This window comes from Paracidovorax avenae ATCC 19860 (assembly GCF_000176855.2).
Lineage (GTDB): Bacteria > Pseudomonadota > Gammaproteobacteria > Burkholderiales > Burkholderiaceae_C > Paracidovorax > Paracidovorax avenae.
Genome location: NC_015138.1, coordinates 1,027,533 through 1,051,671, shown reverse-complemented (window position 1 = coordinate 1,051,671; position 24,139 = coordinate 1,027,533). Strand labels below are relative to the sequence as shown.

The following is a 24,139-nucleotide window of genomic DNA, read 5'->3' as shown; positions in this document are numbered from 1 at the left end:
TTCCGGCCCCCTGCTTCGGCCCACAATGGTGCATATGAGCTCCCGCCTGCCGCCGTCCCGCCCAGCCCCCGTGCGTCCACGCACCACCAGTGCTCCGTCCGCAGCGCGCCTGCGCAAGGAGCAGTCCATCCTGGCGGAGGCGGAAAGCCAGTTCGCACAGTTCGGCTTCGAAGGAGCATCGCTGGAGGGCATCGCGGCCTCGGCCGGCATCAGCCGTCACAACCTGCTCTACTATTTCCCGAACAAGGAAGCGCTCTACCGGCGGGTGCTGGACGACGTGCTCACCCAGTGGCTGGACGGCATGGAGGAGATGTCGCACGGCGAAGACCCCTCCGAAGCCCTGCGCCGCTATATCCGAGCCAAGCTCCGGTCGTCGCTGGAGCGCCCGAATGCCGCCAAGGTGTTCGCCAAGGAGGTCATCGCCGGCGCGCCGCGGTACGGCAGCGTGATCGCCGAACGCGTGGGCCCGGTGCTGCGCAACGACGTGCGCACCTTCGAGCGCTGGGCGCGGGAAGGCCGCATCGCCCGCGTGAACTTCACGCACCTGATGTTCATCATCTGGTCGGTCACCCAGGCCTATGCCGACCAGCAGGCCCAGTTCGCCCTGCTGCTGGGCAAGCCGGCCCTGACCGAGCGGGACTACGCGCACGCCGAGGCGCTGATCTGCCACATGGTGCTCGCGGGCCTGGCGCCGGACAGCGCCCCCCCGGCCTGAGGCGCCCGCCGGGCGGAGCGCCCCACGGCAGCGCTCCCGCCCCCATCGCTTAGACTTCCGCGTCCCGCGGTCGCACGGTGCGCCCGCACGCCCTGCGCCGCCCGCCCACTGCCGTCACGCACTCACCGCCATGGCCACCAAACCATCCGTCTCCCTCATCGTCTTCGGTATTGCCGTCGTGGCGGCCGTCCTGGCCATCTACCTGCCCGGCTGGGATCATGCGCTGCTGTTCGACGACCTGGCCCTGACCGACGGCACCATCTTCGGCAGCTACGGGAACCTGCTCGCCTTCAAGCAGCGCCTGCTGTCCTACGGCAGCTTCGTCTGGGTGGACGGCCTGGCCGGCGCCGGATGGTGGAAGCAGCGCCTCGTTAACATCGCCCTGCACCTGGGCACCGTGGCGGCGCTCTATGCCCTCGTGCGCGACCTGCTCACGCACACGCGCTTCCCCGAGGAATTCGAGGCCCAGACGCATTTCAATGCATCCCGGCTCGCCGCCGTGCGCGTGGGCGTGGCGCTCTTCGCCGTCAACCCCATGGCGGTCTATGCGGTGGCCTACCTCGTGCAGCGCTCCATCGTCATGGCCACGTTCTTCGCGGTGCTGGCGTGCTGGTGCTTCGTGCGCGGCCTGTCGGGCCGCGGGGCCGCATGGTATGCAGGCGCCGTCGTGGCCTATGCGGCTGCGGTGCTGTCGAAGGAGCATGCGGTGATGGTGGCGGCCACAGCGGTGCCGCTGTACATCCACGTCAGGCGCCCGGCGTGGCGCACCGTGGCTGCCGTCGCAGGGGTTTCCGCCTTGCTGGTCGCGGTGGCGGCGGCTGTCCTGTTCGGCTTTTATGGCGATCTCCTCGGCAAGGTGTTCGACCAGCGCTCCATCGACCTCACCCGGCAACTGGAACTGCTCAGCCCCGGCATCACCCAGCGCATGTACCCGCTCAGCATCCTGAACGAGGCCGCCCTGTTCTTCGCCTACGGTTTCCTGTGGTTCGTGCCGAACGTGATGTGGATGTCCGTGGATTTGCGCCCCGCCTTCCCCCTTTCGTTCACCGCGTTCCCGCAAGCGCTGGGCCTGCTGGGCTACGCGGCGCTGTGGGTGGCCGCGGCATGGGCCGTGCTGCGCCGCCGCGGCGTGCTCAGCCTCGCGGGCGTGGCGCTGTTCTTCCCCTTGCTGCTCTACGTGACCGAATTCGCCACCGTCTGGGTGCAGGACCCCTTCGTTCTCTATCGCAGCTACCTCTGGGCCATCGGCATGCCCATCCTGGTCGCCATCGCACTCACGGGCTTCAAGCCGCGCGCCATCTACATGGTGGGCGCCATGGTCGGACTGGTGTTCGCCCTGCTGGCCTTCGAGCGCTCGGCCTCGCTGCGCGACGACTACACCGCCTGGAGCGACGCGGCAGAGAAAATCGACCTGAAGGCGCCCGCCAATGCGGTCGGCCGGTGGCGCCCGTTCCTCAACCTTGGCGCCTACCATCTGGACCGAGGATCCGTGGCGGAAGCCCAGAAGGCCTTCGCCACGGCCGAAGCGCTGGGTGCGCTGCGCGGCGCTGCCCGATTCAACATGGGCGTAGCCCTGCAGCAGCAGAAGAAGCACGCTGAAGCCATCGCAGCTTTCGACGATGCGGAGAAGCAGGGCTTCAAGGATCTGCAGCTGTACTACCACCGCGGCGAATCGGAATTCGCCCTCGGACGGTATGCGGAAGCTTATGCTCAATTCGACCAGGGGTTGCGCACAGAGCTGCCGGGCCTCAGCTCCGCCGAAATGGACCGCATCCGCCAGCTCATGCATCTTCGCCGCGCGGAGAGCGCGATCGGCGCAAACCGATTCGATGACGCGATCAAGGATTTCAATGCCCTGCTTCCGGCCAGCCCTTCCAACCCGCGCCTGCTGCTGGGCCTGGGCATGGCGCATGTCGGCAAGGGCGACACGCGGGAGGCCATCGCAATGTTCGACCAGCTGATCGCGCGCGCACCCAATGCCGCAGCCTATTACGGACGCGCAATGGCCTACCGCGGCGCCCGCCAATATGCGGCCAGTCTGAAGGACCTCGACCAAGCCATCCGGCTCGACCCGCGCAACCCGCAATACGCGCAGATCAGGGCCGAAGTGGCTGCTGCCGCCGCCAGGCCATAGGCCCAAAAACACGCACGACAATTCCCCGTGGCCCTGCGCGTTTTGCATGTAGGAAAGTTCTATCCGCCCTACCGCGGTGGCATGGAAGTGTTCCTTTCCGATCTGATCGCCGCCCAGCACGCCCAGGGCATCGAGGCGCACGCGCTCGTGCATGGCGCACCCCAGTCCGACGATCCGCACTGGCTGGAACGGGTACCGGTACAGTTCCAGCTCGTGTATGCACCGTTCGCCCTGGGCTTCCGCGCGGCGCTGGCACGTGCGATACGCCGGTTGCGACCCGATGTGCTGCACCTGCACATGCCCAACAACTCCGCGCTCTGGGCCCTCACGCTTCCCGGCGCACGCCGCATTCCCTGGGTGATCCACTGGCACTCCGATGTCGTGGTGTCGGAAATCAAGCTCTCGGTCGCACTGGCGTACGCCCTGTACCGACCCTTCGAGCATGCGCTGCTGGACGGTGCAGAACGCATCATCGCGACGTCTCCGCCCTATCTGGAGGCCAGCAAGGCCCTGCAATACTGGAGAAGCAAGTGCGTTACGGTCCCGCTGGGCATCGACCTCGGCAGCCTGCCAGCAGCCACATCCAGCGACGCGTGGTCTCCCGGAACGGCATTGAAGTTGCTGTCCATCGGGCGCCTGACTTACTACAAGGGCTTCGAAACCCTCATCCAGGCCGTTGCCGCGCTGCCGGGCGTGGAACTGCTCATCGTCGGCGACGGCGAGCTGCGGGACAGCCTGCAGGCACGCATCCAGGCGGCGCAGTCGCGTCCGGGCCGGGGAAACATCCGGTTGCTGGGCGACGTGGACGACGCACGCAAGCACGCACTGCTCGCCACCTGCGACATTTTCTGCCTCGCTTCCAGGGAGCGCACGGAAGCATTCGGCATCGTGCTCCTGGAAGCGATGTTCCATGCGAAGCCTTGCCTCGTCACCGACCTGCCCGGTTCCGGCATGCCCTGGCTTGTCGCCCATGCGAGGGCAGGCCTGCGCGTTCCCATCGAGGACGTGGACGGCTGGAGGAACGCCATCACGCGCCTTCGCCACGATATACCGCTGCGCCAACGCCTCGGCGCCGCGGGCAGGCAGGCCCTGCTCCGGTCCTTCACCATCCACAGCGGTGCCCTCGCGATCGAACGGGAATACCGGCATGTCACGTCCAAGCGCCGACCAGCAACTGGCACCCGGGGCCCGCTCGTGGTCATTCCGGCATGCAACGATGCGGGCTCCATCGCGTCCCTGGTGCACGCCGTGCGCGAAGCCGGGCTGGGCATTCCCCTGGTGATCGACAACCGGAGCGCAGACGGCACCTGCCTTTTCGCACAAGAGGCCGGCGCCAGGGTGCTGCGTCCTCTCATCCCGATGAGTCGCTGGGGCGCCGTCCAGACCGGAATGCGCCTGGCCCTGGCCGAGGGCCATCGTGGCATCCTCACGGTCATCGCCAGCCAAAGGCCGGCGCCCCGGCTGTGGCAGGAGCTTCTGGAGCAGTCCCCGCACGCGGATGCCGCGGTACTGGGTGCTCCAGGAAACGGATCGCCATGGTGGCGACGTGTCCTGCAGACCTCGCCTGTCCCGGCACACCCCGCGTACTACAGCCGAGCCGCAATGGAGTCCTTCACCTCCACGGAGGCAGCGTTGCTGGATGATGCGGAACTCGGACTGCTGTGGCTCACGCGGCATGCAGGAATGCGCATCGTACGCATCGACCCTGCGGTGCATGCGCCGGAGCCGATTGCCTCCCCCGGAGCACCAGCCCGTCCATGGTGGAGCGGCATCCGCCGGCTCGCCGCAACCGCCCTCTTCCGGTTTGCCACGGCACGCCCTGGGCCCCTGCAGCGTCGCACGGAACCCTGAGGCCGGCTGCTCTCACCCCGCCACGATTTCCCGCATGCGCCTCAGGAAGCGGTCCTTGCTGAACTCCCTGGCGCGGCTCTCGCACGCGGGTCGCATGGCTTCGGCCGCGTCACCAGACAGTGCCGACACCGCCTCGACGATCTGCTCCACAGAAGGCTCCGCCGGAAGAAGCCAGCCGGTTTCCCCATGCACGATGGTCTCGAGCAAGCCACCCTCGGCCACACCGATCACGGGCTTGCCCGCAGCCATGCTCTCCACGGGCGACATGCCGAAATCCTCGTCACGCGGGATGTAGATCGAGGCACGGGCCCCACCCATCATTTCCGCGAGCGCATCATCGCCAAGCCACGAAGTGAACCGGATGTTGGGAGCCTGGGCTGCTTTCGCGCGCAGGGCCTCGAACTGCGAACCGCCGGACACCACTACCAGTTGCTGGGACGGCATGCGCAAAAAGGCATCCACGATCCGGTCCACCCGCTTGAAGTCCTCCAGACGGGCCAGCGAAAGAAAGTAATTTCCCCGATGTCGCCAGCGGAACCGCTCGACGTCGATGGGCGGGTGCACCACCGTGGCGTCCACTCCGAGGTACTGGCGCAGACGGCCGCGCACGTTCTCCGAATTCGCGATCACCATGTCCATCTCGGCCAACGACGACTCGTAGCGCCGCTTCAGGTAGGCCGCGAGCATGGCGAGCGCCGGCCGCAGCGGCGGAGCGAATTTCTGCTGGTAATAGGCGCGCAGGTCATACACAAAGCGCGGCGGCGTATGGCAATAGTAGAGATTGCGCCGCCCCCTGCGATGCCTTACCGCCACCGGGGCGAGCACTCCGCTGAAGATAGCCCAGTCGTATTGGTCCAGGAACTGCGCCTGCGGGCCAGAGAATGCACGCAATACCTTGAGCGTTCGCCAGCCGGGCACCGGTGTAGTGGCCTCCAGGTCATGGCAGGTGATTTCCGCCAGCTCGCTGGCGGGAAAGACCTCCGGCTGCCGGTAGCCGAAGCACAGCTCCGCCCCCTCCAGGCCCCGCACCAGATCCAGCGTGAGGCGCTCGGCACCGCCCTTCGCATGCAGAAAGTCATAGAGCACCACGCCCTTCACAGCCATGAACGCACCCCCCTGTACAAAAGCACCATCAAGACGGCTTCGGTCACGATGCTGGCCCACGCAGCACCCAATGCACCGAAACGCGGAAGCAGCCAGAAATTCAAACCCACGTTGACGGCAGCGGCGATGCAGACGGTCGCCGCATACCAGCGCTCCCGCCCCAGGGCCACCGCTGCCTGCGTCAGCACATAGTTGGGAGCCAGGAACAGGAAAGCGACCAGCAGCCAGGACAGCAATGGCGCTGCGGCGGCATAGGAATCCCCGTATGCCAGTACCAGCAAGGGCTCGGCGAACCAGTGCACCACGGCCGACCCGGCAGCGGCCAGCAGCAGCACGCCGCCGAGGGCTCGGCGCAGCAGGGCCCGGGCTGCATCCCGGTCCTGCCACCGCAGGCGCAACTCCCGGAAGAAAACCGTGGCGGCGGGTGCCAGCAGCAGCACACCTCCCTCGAAGATCCGATAAGCAGCGGCATAACGCCCGATGTCCGCAGGCGCGACGCCCAACTGCTCCATCAGGACGATATCGATGCGGAAATAGACGGTGGTCGCCAGATCGATCAGCATGAAGGCTGCCGCCGTCCGATAGACAACCCCTGGGGGATTCCAGCGCGGAAGGGCCGTGAAGCGCACCACGGCCAGCGCCAGCGCCAGACCGCAGGCCCAGCCCAAGAAAACCGCCGTGCTGTCCGGCCTCCACAGCATCACGCAACCGAGGATGACCATCGCCGTGATGCTGCGCACACCTGCCTGCCACCAGGCATCCCTGGCATATTCCCCCACTCCACGCCACCGCGCGGACAGGATGTTGGCCGTCGCAAGCAAAGCCATCGCCACGATGGCCCAAGCCAGCGCGCCCCGTCGATCCGCCCCTAGCACAGCGGCCAGGCACATCGCCGCCACGCTCACCAACAGGATGTGCCCGAGGGCATAGCGCGTCAGCCCCCCCGCGTCCAGATCCATGCTGCGGTGGGCGGACTCACGCTGCAGAAGGGTCTTGAAACCGCCGTCCTGGAGAATGGCGATCAGGGAGGCCAGGGTCAGTACATAGTTGTACTCCCCGAACCGTTCCGGTCCGAGCAGGCGGCCCAGCGCGAACACCAGAACCATGGAGACCACTGCCACCCACAGGCTGGCGGCGGTCTGATTGACCCATCCACGCAGCCACATCTACGGCGATCTCCGCCGCCAATGGACGGACGCCTGCAGCGCCACGCCAATGCACAGCTGGTAGAAACACAGCGTCACCACATGGGCCGCCATCTGGCTCATGCCAAGCATCAGCAGCGCCACCGAGGCCGCGAGCGCCAGCAGGGAACCGACCAGGAAGGGGCCCCCGCGCTCACCGTACATCCAGCGTGCAAGGCGGGGCTGGCGCCGGACCAGGGCATCCCGTGCGCTGACTGCGGCGAACCACCACGCAGCGATCATCCAGAGTCCGCCCAGCGTGATGAATACATTCTCTCCCCAGCCTACCGTGCTCATGAAGCCGACCCCATAGCAAGCCACTCCGAGCATCAGCATCAGACCCAGCCAGAGGCCGGATCCCCGCCGCATCCACCCCAATGACCGGTGCAGCATGGATGCGGCAGGCCACAGGCATCCCACAACAACCGCCAGCGAAGAAAGCGGCGAAGAAGGCGCCGGATACGCGCCCAGGGCCCAGGCCAGCCATGCGAACCACATGCAGGGCCAGAGATAGACGGCGAAGAACCGGCCCCAGGCCGGCAGCCCGCGCCACAGGTGCAGGGCAGACGTCACCCACAGCGCAACACCCGCCCCCAGCAACCAGGGCGCACCTTCGTCGCCCCTACCGGCCCACAAGAACCACGGCAGCGCGGCAGCCATGCTGGCCAGATGGAACACCCGGCGATGGCGGCCGATACTGACCGCCACGCGCTCGCCCAGCCCCCAAGCAGTCTCAACCGCGAGGCGCCCCTGACCCGCCCAGGCCCGCAGCCGGGCCCGGCCATTGCGCCAATGCGGAGAAAGCAACTGCCACGCGAGCCAAGCTCCTGCGGCGACGGCGAATGCCAGCACCAGCTTCTTGAGCTTTCCCATTCCGGGAGAGGGGGCCGGCGGCCTCAGCATGTCGCGCCACTCCACCACCGCTTCGGATTTTTCGTCCTGATTGCTCACCAGCGTGACATGCCTCAATTCGAAGAGGCCGTCATCCTGCAGCAGCACCGGGGTCATCTCCTGTTTCTGCCCCACCTCCAGAATCCCATAGTCGAGCCACACCGGACGGCGCCCCTGCACCAGGGCATCCCGAAGCGACCCGGGCAGCGCCTCGGGCATGTGGAGTGATCCTTCCACCAGGAGTCCGGCGCCTCGGGACAGCGCGTCCATCACGGAGGGGCGAGCACCCACGCCTGCCTCGGCCAGGAAGCTCAACTGCACGGGTCTGTCCATGTAGAGTGCGGCTTTCCAGCGAATCTCCGTCACGCGTTCGTTCTCGCTGAACCGCTCCCGCAGTTCCGCAGCCATCCCCTCGCGGACATGCCCATCGCGCGGACAGAGCCGCCGCTCCAGCCGGTGTCCATCGCTGCCGAGGATTTCCGCCTGCAGCCAGCAACTGTCCATCTCGGCGCCCCGGACGTCATATTCCAGGCGCAATTCGAGCAGGTCCCTGGCAGGCAGTCCGACGGGCGTGGACCAGCGCAGCGCCGTGGCGCCGGCCGCTTCCGGGCGCGCCCGCAGGATGCCCGCCAGGCGCACGCCGTCACTGCGCCACGCATCACCCGGATCGGTCGCGTCGGCCCGTGGGACCAGAGGCACCACGCCCCAGCCGAACCGGGGTGCCGTGGCGGCCTGGGCAGCGTCCAGCCGATAAGGGCGGAACACCGAGATGTCCTTGACCATCCAGGGCGCAGCCACTTCCAGGGCATCGAAACGCAGGGACAGACTTCGCACCCGCACCCCCTCGGGGATCCTGCGATCGAGCAGCACGGGCTGGCTCGGCATCGCCCTGAAGCGGTAGTCGCGTCCGTCGTCCGTTACGGCGCGCACCTCCACATCCGGCTGGCGGCGGCCCGTGGTCTGGATACCCACATGAAGGCGCTGCCCGGGGCGGACCCGGAAATCCACCTGCCAGTCCATGTCCACCATGGCGCCCGAGGGCAACAGCATGCCTTCGGCCACGCCGCGCTCCTGGACCGCGCCACCACTGGACGCCACGCGCAGCCCCCAGCCCGGGAACTCCACCTCCCCCCCCTGCCCGCGCGGCAATCTGGCATGCACCCGCGCCTCGGCCAACGGCAACTGGGCCGCGAAATCCAGCCACTCCACGCCGTTGCGGTCCTCGGGCCGGACCAGGAAGGGCCCTCCCAGGGACCGGACGCGGGAAGCGGCTTCGTCCAGGAATGCAGGCGTACTGGAGCGCCGCAGCTTGACCAGATGGGCCGATACCAGGTCGGTCTTGCAGCCGGGGTCCCCCGAGACATGCCATTCGGCGGACCGTAGCGGCATGCGGGCCACCCAGCGGCCGGTGACGTCCCTGAGATCCAGCTTGGTGCGCCAGACAGTGGCCGTCAACGGGGCGGTTGTCATGGGAACCTGCAATACACGCTCTCCGTCCGAGGCCCTGCCCGTGCCTGCCAGGCTGTAGATCGTCAGCCGGCGCAAAGGCTGTTCGGCCACCGTCCGCGCCTTCTCCCCGCGGTAGAACACCAGCAGTTCTGCAAGCGACACGGTCTGCCCGCGCTGCCGGTACTCCGCCAGGACGCGGTCCAGGCGGATGCGCAAGCGGGTCCGCTGGCCGTCGTCCTGCACCTCGCTGGTGAAATCCCCGGATGTCAGCAGACGACTGGGGCGATGGTGGTTGCCCACGCTGATGAACAGATTCACGCCATTGAGCCTGGCTCCGGGGGGAAACTCCATCTCGATGGTTTGCGCCCGGTCCAGGGACACCTGCAGGCGCCGCTGAAGCACCGTGGCATCCCCGTCCTGGACATATCGCCATTTGCCATCGTCGCGACTGCCCCACTGGCGGGCGAGCAGATAGAACATGTCCTTGGCGACCCAGGGCATGCGCGCGGGCTGCTCTGAAAAGAGCACGCTGCGCCCTTCCTCCATGCCGATGATGGTGGTGCTGCTCGGACGCCCCTCACGCAATCCCTCATCGGTCTGCAGCGTCAGTTGCGCCGAACACTGCCCGAGCGCGGCATGGTCGATCCAGAGCTCGTCGTAGGCGGAAAGATCCGTGCCGGCAGAAGCATTCAGCCGGATGCCGTGTTCCGGCGCCGCGGCACGGCCGGGTGCGGCCTCAGGCTCCAGCGGCGCGCTGGAGTCCAGTTCCATCGCCGGAACCTGCTTCAATCCCAGCTGGGCCTTCACCTGGAATGTCCCCGGCAACAGAGGATCGCCTGCGGACAGCGGTTGCAGTACCTTGCCCAGATAGCCGGGGACGGGCGGAGGACCGAACGCGACATCGGTCGCCACATCGGCGGCCTGGACGGCCATCGGAATGCACAGCGCAGCAGCGAGCCAGACGCGCCAGCAGCATCGCTCAAGGCGGAAGCCGAACCGCTTCATGGGTTTTCCCTCCGTCGGAGAATGGAGAAGCCGTCGTCTTCGTAAACGACGCTGTAGAGCCTCCTGGCTTCCGCCACCGCGTTACGGTAGCGTGCGGCGGCAGCCGCATCGGAACACTGCCCGTGCAGCCAGAGGCAGCCCTGATCAAGCAGGAACCAGGGGCGGCGTTCGTCCAGCACCACATAGTCGGCATGGCGCGCACGCGGCGGCGCTCCGGCCATGCCCCCCGAAGACCATGCGGGCATGGCCTTGGCGGAGAACACGCCATCGGGAAACGCGAAATACGCCTCGCGCAAGGGCAGGCGGCCCCAGTTCACCGTGTTCTGGGTCGCAACGCTCACCCCCGCGTCGCTGGGAACCCATCGCTCCAGAGCCGCCTGGATACGCCGGGTACGCTCATCCGGCCAATAGGCCCGCCAGCTGTAGCTCCAGACCTTGTCACTCCAGAAAAGGCGCCCCAGCGGAGACGGTGCGAGCAGGACATGGCCGGCCAGGAGCGCGGCGCCCAGCGCGAGGGCTGCCGCTTGCAGCGGCAGCCCAACGCGCCCGCAGAGCCGCCAGAACGCGGGCATTCCATGGGCAAACGCAACGATCGCGGGAGCAATGAGCCCGGCGGTGTAGTGATTGCCATAGCTGTAGTAATTTTCGGACCGGGCCAGCATCGCGATCAGCAAAGGGGGAAGGGCGGGGATGAGCCACGCGGGACTCAGCAGGGGAACGAAGGCCAGCATGCCGAAACAGACGAACAGATAAAGCAGCTTCCCGGGCGTCGCCAGCGCCTCGGTGATCGGCAGCCACGGGTGCGACAGCAGATTCCGCAGCATGCCTCCGATGCCGTGGCCCAGCCATGTGAATGCATCCGCATCCAGCCCCCCGCTCGTTCCGGTGAACCGCGGAATAAGCCACTGGGTCGCCACATAGAACCATGCCACCCCGGCGCAGGCCAGCACCAGGCCGGCTGCAGCCCAGCGGCGCGGCAGGGCATCCGCTCCGCGCAATCTCCAGGCCTGCCACAGCAGGAACAGACCGCAGGCCGTGGTCTGCAATGCAAAAGGCTCCTTCACGCCGGCCAGCAGCAGTGCGCAGGCCATGGCCCAGGCCATGCGCCGACGCTCGAACGCCACGTAGAAGCCCACCAGCAACGGTACGGCAAGATGGTCGAAATGGAAGTCGAACAGGCCGATGGCCCAGAGCGGGTAGTACAGCAGCAGCGCCACCGCAGGCCAGGCGCCGTACTGGCGCCAGACCAGCCAGGCCGGAGCGGTCAACGCCAGCCCCTGCAGCGCCAGCAGGCCGAGCGGACCGGTCCACCGGTACAGATAGGCATATGCCCCCATGAAAGGCTGGGCATGGCCGAAGAACGCATGCCCCGCGCCGCCCTCCTGCCCGACGTAGGCATGGAAGACATTCTCGAACAGCCCCAGGTCGAACCAGTTGCTGGACAGCGCCTGGTACTTGAGCAGCGACATGCCGACCAGCGTCGCCGCCAAGGCCCAGAGGAGCGCCCCGACCCGCCGGTCCTTCACCTCGGCCGCTCCCGACACGGCACTCAGCGCACCAGCGTGCGCAGTGCGTCGCGCAGCAGCTGGAACTCTGCATCCAGCGGGTAGTGGTGGTTGCCGATGAACAGCCCGTGCTGGTCGATCCAGTCGGCATTGACCAGCCGGCCGTGGATCTCATGATCGAACCACGACATCACCTCGTTCTTTGCGAAGTTGCCCGCGACGATGGGGCGGCAGTCGATGCTGTGGGCTTGCAACGCCGCCACCAGTTGCTCGCGCCCGAACGGTGCATCTTCCGCGAGCACCATGCTGAAGCCGAACCAGCTGCTGTCCCCGATCTCCTTCTGTGTTCCCAGCATCGGGAACTCCTCCATCAGGACCTGGAATTTGCGCGCGTTCTCGCGGCGGACCTGCACCATGCCTGGCAGCTTGCGCAGTTGCGCGGAGCCCAGCGCACCACTCATCTCCAGCGGCCGGACGTTGTAGCCGGGCAGCACGAAACGAAAGGACTCCTGGAAGGGATCGTCCGACTTCTCGCCGCAGACATGGTTGAACTTCGGAAGGTTGCGCGTCCAGCCATGCGCTCTCAGGCAGATGAGCAGGTGGTGCAACTCTTCGTCGTCCGTCACCACCAGTCCTCCCTCCATCGTGGAAATGTGGTGGCTGAAGAACGAACTGAACGTGCCCATCAGTCCGTGGGTGCCTGCCTGGCGCCCCTGGAACACGGCGCCCATTGATTCGCAGTTGTCCTCGATCAGGTCGATGTCACGCCCCTCCAGCATCTCGGCGATCCGGTCAAAGGCATTGGGGTTGCCGAGCAGGTTCACAGCCATCACCAGCCGCGTGGCAGGCGTGATGGCGGCTTCCAGCTGCTCCAGGTCGTAGTTCAGCGTCTCCCTGTCGATATCCACGAACTTGAGCCTGAGCCCGTATTGGTAGAGGGGATAGTAGGTCGTGCTCCATGACACGGCCGGCACGATCACCTCGTCGCCCCGGGACAGCCGCCGCCCCTGCTTGCGGTAGAACAGCGCCGCCACCATGATCAGATTGGCCGCGGATCCGGAGCTCACCATCACGGCATGCCGGCTGCCGACGTACTCCGCGAACTCCCGTTCGAAGGCCGCCACACGGGGGCCCATGGTGAACATGCCGGACGCGATCACATCCTGCAGGGAGGCATATTCCTCGTCGTCCCAGGTCGTACTCGCCAGGGGATAGCTGTTTGCTGCTGTCATTTGCTTTCTGTTCGTCTGTGCCGCACCCGGCCACCGGCCTGGTACGCGCTGTTCTTTCAGGAAAGGCCGAGATAGTAGTCGTAGGCCTTGCGCATTCCCTCTTGCAGGGACGTGGACGCATGCCAACCCCACTGCCCGGCCACGGAGGTATCGACGAGCTTGCGCTTCATGCCCACGGGCTTGGTCAGATCGTGCCGGAAGCCGCCCGCATAGCCCACCACCTCCGCGCCCACGCGGTAATAGTCGTTGATGGTGAGATCGGTCCCCAGCCCCACGTTCATCACGGGAGGCAGGCTGTCGAAACGGCGGAGCGCTTCCACCATGCAGTCCGCCAGGTCGCCCGCGTACATGAATTCCCGGCGCGCATTGCCGTCGCCCCATATCTCCACTTCCCGAGCCCCCTCGGACTTGGCCTGGTGGATCTTCTGGAGGATGGCGGGCACCAGATGGGACACATCGGGCGAGAACTTGTCGTGGCGGCCATAGAGGTTGCAGGGAATCAGCGTCTTGTAGGAAAGGCCGCCGGGCTCCCGGCTGACGTAGTCGCACAGCCGGGCCACCAGGATCTTCGCCAGCGCGTAACCCTCGTTGGTGGGTTCGAGCTCGCCGGTCAGCACCATGTCCTCGCGCAACGGCGTATCCCATCCGCGGGGAAACATGCAGGAACTCCCGAGATTGAGCAGCCGGGGCACCCCGGCTGCCCGGGCTGCCATCACGATATTGCGCCCCATGTCCAGGTTGCCCAGCAGGAAGCGCACCGGATCGGCCATGTTGGCCTGGATGCCTCCGACAATGCCCGCTGCGTGCACGACGGCATCTGGCCGGTGCTCGGCGACGAAGCGCTCGACACCGGCGTAGTCCAGCAGGTCCAGCGCATCACGCCCGGGCGCGATGACCTCGAACTCGTGGATGGCGGGATGCTCCAGGAAATTGCGCCCCACCATGCCGGTGGATCCGGTCAGAAGAATACGCATGGAGATGTCCTGACGGGCTGCTTCAAGCCCTGCCGCCGCGCAGGAAACCCTGGTCCCGGCACAGCTGGTCGCGCTCGGCCATCTTGAGGTCCGCCTGGGCCATCTCGCGCACCAGGTCTCCGAACGAAGTGCGAGGCACCCAGCCCAGCGCCTCGCGGGCCTTCGACGGGTCGCCCAGCAGCGTCTCCACCTCCGTGGGCCGGAAATACCTCGGATCCACGCTCACGCGCAGCCGGCCGGCCTCGTCGTAGCCCTTTTCATCGATACCTTCGCCCTGCCAGGACAGCGACATGCCCATTTCCTTCGCAGCGGCATCCACGAAATCGCGCACGCTGTACTGGATGCCGCTGGCAATCACGAAATCTTCCGGACGGTCCTGCTGCAGCATCAGCCACTGGGCTTCCACGTAGTCGCGGGCATGGCCCCAATCGCGCTTGGCATCGAGGTTGCCCAGGAAGAGCTGCTCCTGCATCCCGAGCTTGATCCTTGCCAGCGCACGCGTGATCTTGCGCGTGACGAACGTCTCTCCCCGGATGGGCGACTCATGGTTGAACAGGATGCCGTTGCAGGCATAGATGCCATAGGCCTCACGGTAATTCACCGTGATCCAGTAGGCATAGAGCTTCGCCGCCGCGTAGGGCGAGCGCGGATAGAACGGCGTGCTCTCGCGCTGCGGGATTTCCTGCACCAGGCCATACAGTTCGGAAGTGGATGCCTGGTAGAAGCGGCAGGTCTTCTCCAGCCCCAGGATGCGGATGGCCTCGAGGATCCGCAGCGGGCCGAGCGCATCGGAGTTCGCCGTGTATTCGGGTTCTTCGAACGACACCGCCACGTGGCTCTGCGCTGCCAGGTTGTAGATCTCATCGGGCTGGATCTTCTGGATGATGCGCACCAGCGACAGCGAATCCGTCATGTCGCCATAGTGCAGGATGAACTTCGGGTCGGGTGTGTGCGGGTCCTGGAAAAGGTGGTCGATCCGCTCTGTGTTGATGAGGGAGGTCCTGCGCTTGATCCCGTGGACCGTGTATCCCTTCTCGAGCAGCAGCTCCGCGAGGTAGGCCCCGTCCTGGCCGGTGATTCCGGTGATGAGTGCAGTTTTCATTGGCAATCCATTGGTTTTCTAGAAATACGTTCAGTAGCAGATCAGGGCGCGGCGCAGTTTCTGCATCCATCCCAGGCGCTTCTGCCAGGGGACACGGATCATCCAGCCGAAATACGCCATCTGGAGGGAAGCCAGTACGCCACGCTTGCCGGCAAGGGCCGGACGCCGAGCAACCTCCAGCGCCACGCCCTCCCTCTGCGCCCAGCGCAGCGAGTCGGCGATCCAGTGCCCCTTTTCCACGAGGTTCACGAACTCGAAAAGGGGCTGCTTCATTCCATAGAAGCCGTCGCTATAGGAGGTCCGGTAGGAACCCATGATCTCGAAATTCCAGGGATTCTCGCCGTCCAGCAGCAATCGGAGCAGATATTCGCGGTCCCAGAATGCCGCGACGGTGGCGCGGTAGGGCGCACCGCGCCGCAGCACGCCGAACAGCGGATCGTCCGCATCGGAATCCGTCTTGATGTGGTTCCAGTACTTCAGGTGCATCGCGTCGTGGCGCGCCACGAAATCCACGCAGCGGCGGAACACGTCCGGGTCCACGGGCGTCGCCATCATCAGGTCCTCGAGCAGCACCATGACCTTGCGGGCAGGCACCTGCTGCAGGATGGATCGGAAGCTGGACGACCAGTCCCGGTCCTTGCCCGATAGCACGGAAATCACACCCTCCTCCCGGCAGGCCACTTCATTGCTCCCGAAATAGACGGGATACCCGACCGCGGAGGGAAACTGCCGCCGCAATTGCGACATGAAGGGCGCCCACAGATCGCTGTATTTGTCGCAAGACAGGACGACTATGGCGAAATCATGCATCCGATGAACCCCTGAACATTGAAACCACGGTCCGCCCGATCTTCGAGCGGCCCGCCGCCATCCAGAACACCGCCGCCAGCACCAGGATCGCCACGCCGGTCACCAGCATCACCCACACAAGGTGGATGGGATCGCTCCTGAAATGCCACGCCGCGTAGGCGAGAAAGGGCGCGGCGGAAAACACCAGATAGGCGAAAAGCAGCCGCCCCTGGGCGAGCAGGTAATGCTCCAGCACCATGATCAGCGCCACAGGCACCATCGCCCATCCGTACCAGCGCAGAATGCCCGACGCGCTCCGGTAAGCCTCGCCAAAAAGCAGCACCGTGACCTGCTCCGCGAACAGCCAGTAGAAGACGGCTCCGGCCACCGTCATGACCATGGTCATCCCGATCGCCTTCACCAGCAGGTGGCCCGTCTCGTTCTTCAGGGCCGTTCCGGCCGCAGCCATGGGCAGCAGCGGCACCACCACTGCGGAAGGCAGGTACATCACGGCCTTGCCCAGGGTGGCCGCGGCCGCATAGTACCCGGCCCTTTCCGCATCGAAGAAGGCCTTCGCCAGCAGCACGTCCACCTGGAACAGGAAATTGAAGGACAGGGTTGCCAGCAGCACGGGGAACAACTCCCCGAGCCCCACCCGGTCCACGGGATTGGACAGGCTCAGGGGCACGTCGAGCCTGCGCCAGCAGTAGGCGATGCTGTAGGCGGCGAGGAATCCGCTGGCCAGCGCCAGGCCCAGCGCCGCACCCTGCACGCCCCAGCCGATCGCTACCAGCGCCGCGCTGCCGACCAGCTTGGCGAGCGGCCCCAGCACATTCAGCAGCGCGATGAACCCGAAATGGTGGCGCGCCTGGGCCAGCGCATTGGCCACAGGCAGCAGCAGCATCAGGAACAGGTTCAGCCCGATGAAGACCACGGGCAGCAGGCTCGGAGAGCGAAGCGTTTTCTGCAGGGGCAGCGCCATCAATGCGAAGGCGCCGATTCCGCACAGTCCCAGTCCGAGCAGCCACAACTGGTTCCTCCAGAAGATCGCGCGCACATCGCCGCTCCCGTGGAGCGCCAGATGCCGCGAGAAAAGCCGGGCCATGGCGATGTTCATCGTGGAGACCGGGACGCTGAGAATGGGGACCAGCGCCATCAGCGCGCCGAGCAGGCCATATTCCTGCGGCCCCAGCATCCGTCCCATGGCGACGGAATAGGCATACCCGAGAACCCCGCCCAGAATGGACGTGATGAAAAGATAACCGGATGAACTCAGCAGCTTCCGCCCGAGAGGCGCCTGCTCCGGCGAATCGGCCATCAGCTTTTCTTTCCGAACTCTGCGCCGGCACCCGTTTCCTGGAGTGACAGTCGATTGACGATCACTTCGCTCGCGCTGACCTGCACCGGCGTGGGGACGCGCATGTAGGCCGCAGGATTTTCGAGGAACCGGTCGATGGTGGCTTCATCAAGCTTGCTGAGGACAGCGTTCTCCCCCAGACCTTCCGTCCTCTCGGTCACATTCCTCAGGATGAGGCATGGCTTCCCGAGGTAGTAGCACTCCTCCTGGTTCGAGCCGCCATCGGTCACCACGTATTCCGCGCCGCCCAGAACCTTCATGAAGTCCATGTAGGGCATGCGCCTGGCGAGCCGGATGCGGGGCTCCGCCTTCAACCGGTCGAGAAGCCCCAGGCGCGCCAGAGCCACCTCGGTGAGGTGGTGCAGGATGAAGACACAGGGGGTTTTCCGTGATTGCCGGATGGCCTTCTCGACAAGGCTTCTGACCAGGCGCTCGTTGAACAGGTTTTCCTGCCGGTGCAGCACGAAGACGAAGTACGGCCCTTCCTGCCCCTGGACGGGATTTTCCCGGGAGCCACCGGACGACTGCGCGATCGCCAGCGCATCACGCAGCGTGTTGTCGCCCGTGTCGATCTTCTCCCCGCCCAGCCGGCCGAGGTTGCGCATCGACCAGTCGTTGGGGCAGAAATGGATGTCCGCCAGCCGCGACGTGATCACCCGGTCGATCTCCTCCGGAAACGGATGGAGATAGTTGAACGAACGCAGGCCGGCCTCCACGTGGGCGACGTCCGTCCTGAGCACCTTCGCGAGCAATGCGCCCATGACCGTCGATACCGTGTCTCCATGCACGACGACGACATTCGAACCCGGTAGTTGCCGCATGTGGCGCCGAAGCCGCCCCACCGAGCGCAGGAGCGTCCGGAAGAACCACAGCAGCAGCGAGACCGCGCTCTTGCGGATCTCCCCTTCGAACAGAACGAGATCCGGCGCCTTCTTGCCGACCAGCGCCAGCAGCTCGCTGTGCCGGATATCGTTCTGGCCCGAGGCCACCAGCTGGAACGGAATGCCGCGCCGCCAGCACACCTGCATGACGGGCATCATCTTGATCAGCTCAGCCGTGGTTCCGATGAAGAAATAGATGTTCTTGTAATGCACGTGCGGGGCTTCAGAGATAGAAATCGCGGATCGCGGAAGTGATCCGGGCCACCTGCGCATCTTCCAGTTCGTAGAACAGAGGGAGCCTCAGCAGGGCATCGGTGTAGCGATCGCAATTCGGCAACGGCCGCCCATCGTGGAGGCCTGCGTAATAGGGACTGCTGTGCAGGCTCTGGTAGTGGAATACGGCGTGGATGCCGGCCGACTTCAGGTGCTCGATCAGCCGCGAGCGCTCTTCCAGGCTGCCACACACGATATAGAACATGTGCGCATTGTTGGTGGCATACCCGGGCACGAAAGGCAACGACAGGATGCCCCGCTCCGCCAGGACCTGCAACTGGTCGTGGTACTGCGCCCAGATCGCCAGGCGCCGGTCCTGGATCGTGCGCAATTGCTCGAGCTGCGCGAAAAGGAATGCAGCGGTGACATCCGACGGCAGGAACGACGAGCCGATATCCACCCAGCCGTACTTGTCCACCTCGCCCCGCCAGAAGGCTGAGCGGTTGGTGCCCTTTTCCCACACGATCTCCGCGCGCAGTTCCAGCGCGGCGCTGTTCACGCAAAGCATGCCGCCTTCGCCGGAAATGATGTTCTTCGTTTCGTGGAACGAAAAGGCCCCCAGGTCTCCGATCCCTCCCAGCGGCCGTCCCTTGTAATAGGAATCGATGGCCTGCGCGGCATCCTCCACGATCATCAGATCGTGCCTGCGGGCAAGCTCCAGCAACGGGTCCATGTCGCAGGCGACTCCCGCATAGTGGACGGGAACGATGGCCTTGGTCCGGGGCGTGATCAGCGCCTCGACCGTCGCGCAATCCATGTTGGGCTCCCGCGAGCCGCTGTCGGCGAAGACGACGCGAGCACCACGGAGGACGAACGCATTGGCCGTGGACACGAAGGTGAACGACGGCATGATGACCTCGTCACCCGGCTCGATGTCGCTGAGCAGCGCAGACATTTCCAGGGCGTCGGTGCACGAAGAAGTCAGCAGGGTGCTCCGGAAGCCGAACCGCTCCTTCATGAATGCATGGCACCGGCGCGTGAAACCGCCGTTTCCGGATATCTTGCCGGATGCGACCGCCTGCTGGATGTAATCCAGCTCGCGCCCGGTCATGAACGGTTTGTTGAAGGGGATCGATTCCATTTACTGCGCCTTGATCCAGCAGTGGAACGTATGCACTGCCTTGTAGATGTAAAACCCGTGTCCTGCCACGCCCCGCAAAGCACCGGCATTGCGCAGATGGGTGGAATATTCCATCTGCGCATAGCCGTTTGCGGCCGCCCACGCAAGGGACGCCCGCAGCAAGGCCCCGAAGATTCCGCGCTTCTGGAAACCAGGGTCCACGGCGAAAAGCATCCCGTCGCAACGCGCGTCATCCAGGCGGCGCATGGCCGCGAAACCACAGATGCGGGAAGCCTCGTCCTCGTACACGAGCACGCTGTCGGCGACGCCAGGTTCCTCGACGGCCCTGCGGGCCCAGTCCGGGTAGATCTGGTCGGCAGCATGCCCGTCCAGCCGGGCGTCGGAATGATAATGGCCCACGTACCCGCGAAACGCCCCGCGCGCCACGCCCTCTACGGCTGCAGCATCCGCGACGGAGGCCTGCCGCACGGACCTGGGCGGATCGTCCAGGTTGCCGGCATCGACGGACCGGCGGAGATAGACCAGGGTGTCCATCAACCGGAAGCCCCGCTCTTCCATGGCATGCAATGCGCGGACCGCATCGGCGGGGCACCTCGCGATGAGGAGCTCGAGCTTTTCCGCCTCGGCCGCCGCCAGCGCCGTGTCCGCCTCCTGGGCATCGGAGATATTGGTTTTCCCGATCCTTCTGGAAAACCGTTGGCTGTCGAGCGGTGAGAACAGCATGGCTTCACTTCCTCCCGATGACGGATTTTTCATCGTAGCTCCTCATGGCAGGAATATGGCCGGCGACTTTCAGGGCCATGTAATAGCATATCTTCCAGGCCGTATAGAGCGTCAGCAGCGGATGGGAGAGATAGAGCACCTGGCGGCGGGTGATGGCCAGCCATATTCCGTCGGCCAGCGGCAGCACGACAGAAAACGCATAGGGCAGGAACAGGTACTTGCGCAGCGCAAGGCCGCGCGGCTGGAACGACTGCCGCCCCGTGAAGCCGGCGGCTCCCACGCCGTCCGTGTGGAAGATGTTGTTCTTGATCCTCCAGCGTATCTTGGCCAGGAACTTGGACCATGTATCGCCGGAATAATGGCGCAGCGGATTGTTCCTGGCCACGGCGAAGGACTCTCCTCTGCCATTCAGCAGGAAGAACAGGTGGCAAAGATCCTGCGGCCGCTCGATCAGGCGATGGGCTTTGACGTATTCGATGTCCGTCACCACGCCCGCAGCCAGGTTCTCGATGAACAGGTCCCTGTTGGCCTCCCCTGCCGCAAATACGCAGGCATGCCCGGTCTCCGCGACCATGCGGGCTTTCCTGCGGACCGCCGGCAGGTGGAACCCCATTCCCCTCGACTGCCGGTACATGAAGAACGAGAAAGGCTCCCCGAACTCGTTGATGTACTCGTTGACGAGGGGATATCCGGGCGGATTGATGTATCCCGAACTGTCGATGGTCCGCACCTGCGGAAATTCCCGGAACGTCGCCACGATCTGTTCGAATGCCTCCGGATTGACGATTTCCTCGTCATGGTCCAGATACACCAGATACTTGCCCCGGGCCGCCTGGAATCCAAGGAACTTCGCATGCACGGGTTCCGTCAGCGGATTGTCGATGACCCTGCACCCGAGACTCTGCGCCAGCTCCCTGGTCGCGTCCGTCGATCCGCCATCCACGGCCAGGATCTCGATGCGATCGCCGGGATAGGTCTGCTTGCGCAGTGCCCCGATCACCATCGGCAGGAGCCTGGTGGAGTTGAACGTGGCGATGACCACCGTAATGAGCGGCAGGTTGTCAGTCATGGTGCAGATCCGGTTCGGCAGTGTTCACGGCGGCTTCAATCCTTCCCGGCAGCAGCTCGGGCATGAACACCCTTGATGGCATATATGCTGATGTCCAGGGACCGGCAGAGCAGCGAGTTGCCGCACTCCCGTTCAGGCACGCGGTGCGTGCCCAGGAACTGCAGCCGGGGATCCGCGGCCAGCCCTTCGTTGATGGCGGCGGCATCTTCCAGGATACGGTTGTATATGACGATCCGGTTGATGCCGTTCGCAGCCAGATTTCCCACGGTTTCGGGATCACCGATGTTTCCCAAAATGGGGCGGGCCTCGGAATCCCTGGAGAACAGGCGAAGATCCTTCCCTCCCGCGATGGGCTTGCGGTGCACCACCTGTCCCAGCGCCTCGAAGAGCGGAGCCGTTCCCCAGTTCAGGTTCGAATACACCATGGGGTAGCTCGCCACCGCGCTCGCATCCCCGTCCGCCTCCAGCGACTTGTAAACGCTGGCCACCTGGCTGAAGTCGGTCTTCTGCGTGACGGTGGGCGACCCCGGAAAGACCTCCCACACGTAGAACGCGCAGAAAAGCGCCACCACTGCCGGCAGGTGCCAGGCGGCCCTCCAGCGCACCCCCGCGCAGAGCATCGCGAGCAGCAAACCTGCAAAGAAGGACGCCAGCTGGACGATGCGGGACACGCCGCGGAACATGTCGAAGAAGAAGAAATACGCGTGATTGACGAAGCGCAGCGCAGGAAAATCCGACGAGAGCACCACGGCCAGCAGGAAGCACAGCAGGAACGGCGCCCAGTACCGGTGCCTCCAGCTGTGCCTGGACAGGCAGGCGATGATCAACACGGAGACCAGGGAATATCCGAGGAAGGCCCCCACATCCACGGGCGCCGAGAACGGATAGAGCTTGGAAGCCACACCCGGCACGAGGGGCACGCCCTGCTGGAAGATGGCGCTTTCGAGCCCGCCTGCGGGGCGCACGAGATTGGACTGCACAGGGTTCGTCACGAGGAACCACTGCTGCTGTATGAACTGGATATTCAGCCCGAACAGGAAGACGCCGCTGAGCACGCAATACAGCGCCAGGCGGGATGCGATCTGCCGCAGCGGCCAGGGCTGCATCAGCAGGATGAGGGGCGTGAACAGCCAGCCGTAGAACGCCCAGTAAGGGTTGATGCGGAACTGGACGGCGTTCAGCGCGCACGACACCAGCAAGTACTTCAGGGCACCGCCTTCCAGGTATTTCAGGAAGAACAGGTACACCAGGGGGAGCAGCCAGAAGTGGTTGTTCGACATCGATCCCCGCGACAGCATCAGGAAGTACCCCGAGAACGCGAAGACGGCGGCACCAGCGAAGGCCGCGGCATGCCTGCGCGTCACATGCCAGCACAGCAGGTACATGGCATAGGCCGACAGCGGATAGGCAACGAGCGCCGAAACGTTGATGACGCGGATCAGGTCGCGCCAGGAACCGCCCGAGGCCTGGACGATCCATGCGCGGATGTCGTCCAGCAGGTTGTCGAACGGGAAGGGCGACAGGTCGTAGCCGAACGGATAGCTCAGGTCGTGCGCGACGCCGATACTCGAGAAGATATGCCCGGTATGCACCTTCAGCCAGATGAACCACAGCGTCCCGTCCGTGTCCACATCGGGCATCGAATAGACGGCAGAAGGATCCACCAGAAGCCAGCGATGGGCGAACAACGCAGCGGTGAAGGCGGTGAACAGCACCAGAACCGCCACATGCCATCGCCAGCCCATGGCGTCCGGTACCGGTACCGGTACCGGTGCCGGGGCCATGCGGGCCGCAGGCAGGAGGCCTTCAGCCCTAGCGCTCATCGGCAGACCCGCTCTCGAAATTCAGCCGCTCCCGGATGATGTAGACGGGCCGGTGGATCGCCTCGGTATGGATGGCGCCGATGTAGAGGGACATCAACCCCATCGCCATGAGGACGAGGCCGATGAAGAAAGTGTTCGCCACCACCACGATGGCCAGCGGTGTATAGGCATGCTGCTCGGACAGGAAATAGGACGTCAGCATCCAGGCCAGCAATCCCCCGCTGAGCAGCGTGATGAAAGCACCGATGTATCCGATCAGCCGCAGGGGAAACAGCGAAAACGAGGTGATGCTGGATACCGCCATCTTCATCAGGCGCATGTACGAATAGCCGGGCACGCCGGCCTCGCGCGCGCCGGCATGGAATTCGACGTACACCTTGCGGAAACCCATCCAGTCCATGATTCCCCGGAACATCGGCTGGCGGTCCGTCACGGTCCGGAATGCATCCACCACCTTGCGGTCGAACAGCCGGAAGTCGGTGGTTTGCGACACCATGTCCAGCCCGGAGATCTTGGACATCAGCCAGTAGTAGCCATGCGAGCCGATCCGGCGCAGCAGCGGCTGCTTGTCGATGCCGGTCCGGATCGTGGCGACGATGTCCGCCCCGCTGCTCCGCCAGGTCTCCACCAGTGTGGGAATCAGTTCGGGAGGGTGCTGCAGATCGGCGTCCATGCAGATCACCGCATCCGCATCCGTGGAATGCACCCCGGCCGTGAGCGCCACTTCCTTGCCGAAGTTGCGGGAGAAATCGATCACCTTGATGTTGTCGTGGGCCGCGGCCATTTCCCGAAGGACATCCATGGAACGATCGGAGCTGCCGTCGTTCACGAAGATGAATTCCACCGAGATGTCGGGAATCTTCTCCACCGCACTGGCCGTTCTTCTGTGGAGATTGGCGATGTTCTTTTCCTCGCAGAACACCGGCACCACGATCGCTATTTTTTTCATCATTGCTCCAAACCCCTTCAACCGTTTCCTGCAGGCACCTCTTCGACG

At 65.1% G+C, this 24,139-nt stretch carries 18 protein-coding genes; 3 read left to right on the top strand and 15 right to left on the bottom strand.

The window, feature by feature from the left end:
* Nucleotides 1-34: 34 nt before the first annotated feature.
* The 3 genes from ACAV_RS04580 to ACAV_RS04570 all read left to right on the top strand — a co-directional run bounded on the left by ACAV_RS04580 (nt 35) and on the right by ACAV_RS04570 (nt 4,700).
* On the top strand, nt 35-715 hold the full coding sequence (locus ACAV_RS04580) for a TetR/AcrR family transcriptional regulator (protein ID WP_049791221.1): 681 nt from the start codon (nt 35-37) through the stop codon (nt 713-715).
* A gap of 130 nt (nt 716-845) precedes the next feature.
* Nucleotides 846-2,849: a tetratricopeptide repeat protein gene (locus ACAV_RS04575; protein WP_013593404.1), complete on the top strand. Its 2,004-nt coding sequence runs from the start codon at nt 846-848 to the stop codon at nt 2,847-2,849.
* 81 nt (nt 2,850-2,930) lie between these two features.
* Nucleotides 2,931-4,700, top strand: a complete 1,770-nt coding sequence (locus tag ACAV_RS04570) for a glycosyltransferase (protein WP_157768729.1) — start codon at nt 2,931-2,933, stop codon at nt 4,698-4,700.
* Between the two features lie 12 nt (nt 4,701-4,712).
* On the opposite strand, the gene ACAV_RS04565 is transcribed toward ACAV_RS04570, so the two are convergent.
* The 15 genes from ACAV_RS04565 to ACAV_RS04495 all read right to left on the bottom strand — a co-directional run bounded on the left by ACAV_RS04565 (nt 4,713) and on the right by ACAV_RS04495 (nt 24,091).
* Nucleotides 4,713-5,804: a glycosyltransferase gene (locus ACAV_RS04565; protein WP_013593402.1), complete on the bottom strand. Its 1,092-nt coding sequence runs from the start codon at nt 5,802-5,804 to the stop codon at nt 4,713-4,715.
* Nucleotides 5,795-6,970, bottom strand: coding sequence for an oligosaccharide flippase family protein (locus tag ACAV_RS04560; RefSeq protein ID WP_013593401.1), 1,176 nt, complete (start codon nt 6,968-6,970; stop codon nt 5,795-5,797). Before ACAV_RS04560 ends, ACAV_RS04565 begins: the two co-directional genes overlap by 10 nt.
* Nucleotides 6,971-10,333: a hypothetical protein gene (locus ACAV_RS04555; RefSeq protein WP_013593400.1), complete on the bottom strand. Its 3,363-nt coding sequence runs from the start codon at nt 10,331-10,333 to the stop codon at nt 6,971-6,973.
* On the bottom strand, nt 10,330-11,877 hold the full coding sequence (locus tag ACAV_RS04550) for a DUF2079 domain-containing protein (protein WP_013593399.1): 1,548 nt from the start codon (nt 11,875-11,877) through the stop codon (nt 10,330-10,332). The genes ACAV_RS04555 and ACAV_RS04550 overlap by 4 nt, the downstream gene beginning before the upstream one ends.
* Nucleotides 11,878-11,882: 5 nt before the next feature.
* Complete coding sequence (locus ACAV_RS04545) at nt 11,883-13,070, bottom strand: DegT/DnrJ/EryC1/StrS family aminotransferase (RefSeq protein ID WP_013593398.1); 1,188 nt, start codon at nt 13,068-13,070, stop codon at nt 11,883-11,885.
* A 56-nt stretch (nt 13,071-13,126) separates the two neighbouring features.
* On the bottom strand, nt 13,127-14,044 hold the full coding sequence (locus ACAV_RS04540) for an NAD-dependent epimerase/dehydratase family protein (protein WP_013593397.1): 918 nt from the start codon (nt 14,042-14,044) through the stop codon (nt 13,127-13,129).
* A 22-nt stretch (nt 14,045-14,066) separates the two neighbouring features.
* Complete coding sequence (gmd, locus tag ACAV_RS04535) at nt 14,067-15,146, bottom strand: GDP-mannose 4,6-dehydratase (RefSeq protein ID WP_013593396.1); 1,080 nt, start codon at nt 15,144-15,146, stop codon at nt 14,067-14,069.
* A gap of 30 nt (nt 15,147-15,176) precedes the next feature.
* Nucleotides 15,177-15,806 (bottom strand): hypothetical protein, encoded by a 630-nt coding sequence (locus tag ACAV_RS04530; RefSeq protein WP_157768728.1) that lies wholly within the window; start codon nt 15,804-15,806, stop codon nt 15,177-15,179.
* 142 nt (nt 15,807-15,948) lie between these two features.
* Nucleotides 15,949-17,253 (bottom strand): oligosaccharide flippase family protein, encoded by a 1,305-nt coding sequence (locus ACAV_RS04525; RefSeq protein ID WP_013593394.1) that lies wholly within the window; start codon nt 17,251-17,253, stop codon nt 15,949-15,951.
* Nucleotides 17,253-18,386 carry a UDP-N-acetylglucosamine 2-epimerase gene (locus tag ACAV_RS04520; protein ID WP_013593393.1) on the bottom strand — a complete coding sequence of 378 codons (1,134 nt, stop codon included), beginning with the start codon at nt 18,384-18,386 and terminating at the stop codon, nt 17,253-17,255. The genes ACAV_RS04525 and ACAV_RS04520 overlap by 1 nt, the downstream gene beginning before the upstream one ends.
* A gap of 10 nt (nt 18,387-18,396) precedes the next feature.
* Nucleotides 18,397-19,527, bottom strand: a complete 1,131-nt coding sequence (gene rffA / locus ACAV_RS04515; RefSeq protein WP_013593392.1) for a dTDP-4-amino-4,6-dideoxygalactose transaminase — start codon at nt 19,525-19,527, stop codon at nt 18,397-18,399.
* Complete coding sequence (locus ACAV_RS04510; RefSeq protein ID WP_013593391.1) at nt 19,528-20,250, bottom strand: GNAT family N-acetyltransferase; 723 nt, start codon at nt 20,248-20,250, stop codon at nt 19,528-19,530.
* Between the two features lie 4 nt (nt 20,251-20,254).
* A complete protein-coding gene (locus tag ACAV_RS04505; protein ID WP_013593390.1) occupies nt 20,255-21,319 on the bottom strand; it encodes a glycosyltransferase family 2 protein in 1,065 nt (354 codons plus the stop codon).
* Nucleotides 21,320-21,354: 35 nt separating this feature from the next.
* On the bottom strand, nt 21,355-23,103 hold the full coding sequence (locus tag ACAV_RS04500; RefSeq protein WP_157768727.1) for a hypothetical protein: 1,749 nt from the start codon (nt 23,101-23,103) through the stop codon (nt 21,355-21,357).
* Nucleotides 23,104-23,131: 28 nt separating this feature from the next.
* Nucleotides 23,132-24,091, bottom strand: coding sequence for a glycosyltransferase family 2 protein (locus ACAV_RS04495; RefSeq protein ID WP_013593388.1), 960 nt, complete (start codon nt 24,089-24,091; stop codon nt 23,132-23,134).
* Nucleotides 24,092-24,139: the final 48 nt, after the last annotated feature.

Coding starts and splice junctions, on each gene's coding strand:
- ACAV_RS04580 (WP_049791221.1), top strand. CDS start 35: ATGAGCTCCCGCCTGCCGCCGTCCCGCCCAGCCCCCGTGCGTCCACGC.
- ACAV_RS04575 (WP_013593404.1), top strand. CDS start 846: ATGGCCACCAAACCATCCGTCTCCCTCATCGTCTTCGGTATTGCCGTC.
- ACAV_RS04570 (WP_157768729.1), top strand. CDS start 2,931: ATGGAAGTGTTCCTTTCCGATCTGATCGCCGCCCAGCACGCCCAGGGC.
- ACAV_RS04565 (WP_013593402.1), bottom strand. CDS start 5,804: ATGGCTGTGAAGGGCGTGGTGCTCTATGACTTTCTGCATGCGAAGGGC.
- ACAV_RS04560 (WP_013593401.1), bottom strand. CDS start 6,970: ATGTGGCTGCGTGGATGGGTCAATCAGACCGCCGCCAGCCTGTGGGTG.
- ACAV_RS04555 (WP_013593400.1), bottom strand. CDS start 10,333: ATGAAGCGGTTCGGCTTCCGCCTTGAGCGATGCTGCTGGCGCGTCTGG.
- ACAV_RS04545 (WP_013593398.1), bottom strand. CDS start 13,070: ATGACAGCAGCAAACAGCTATCCCCTGGCGAGTACGACCTGGGACGAC.
- ACAV_RS04540 (WP_013593397.1), bottom strand. CDS start 14,044: ATGCGTATTCTTCTGACCGGATCCACCGGCATGGTGGGGCGCAATTTC.
- gmd (WP_013593396.1), bottom strand. CDS start 15,146: ATGAAAACTGCACTCATCACCGGAATCACCGGCCAGGACGGGGCCTAC.
- ACAV_RS04525 (WP_013593394.1), bottom strand. CDS start 17,253: ATGGCCGATTCGCCGGAGCAGGCGCCTCTCGGGCGGAAGCTGCTGAGT.
- rffA (WP_013593392.1), bottom strand. CDS start 19,527: ATGGAATCGATCCCCTTCAACAAACCGTTCATGACCGGGCGCGAGCTG.
- ACAV_RS04510 (WP_013593391.1), bottom strand. CDS start 20,250: ATGCTGTTCTCACCGCTCGACAGCCAACGGTTTTCCAGAAGGATCGGG.
- ACAV_RS04505 (WP_013593390.1), bottom strand. CDS start 21,319: ATGACTGACAACCTGCCGCTCATTACGGTGGTCATCGCCACGTTCAAC.
- ACAV_RS04500 (WP_157768727.1), bottom strand. CDS start 23,103: ATGGCCCCGGCACCGGTACCGGTACCGGTACCGGACGCCATGGGCTGG.
- ACAV_RS04495 (WP_013593388.1), bottom strand. CDS start 24,091: ATGAAAAAAATAGCGATCGTGGTGCCGGTGTTCTGCGAGGAAAAGAAC.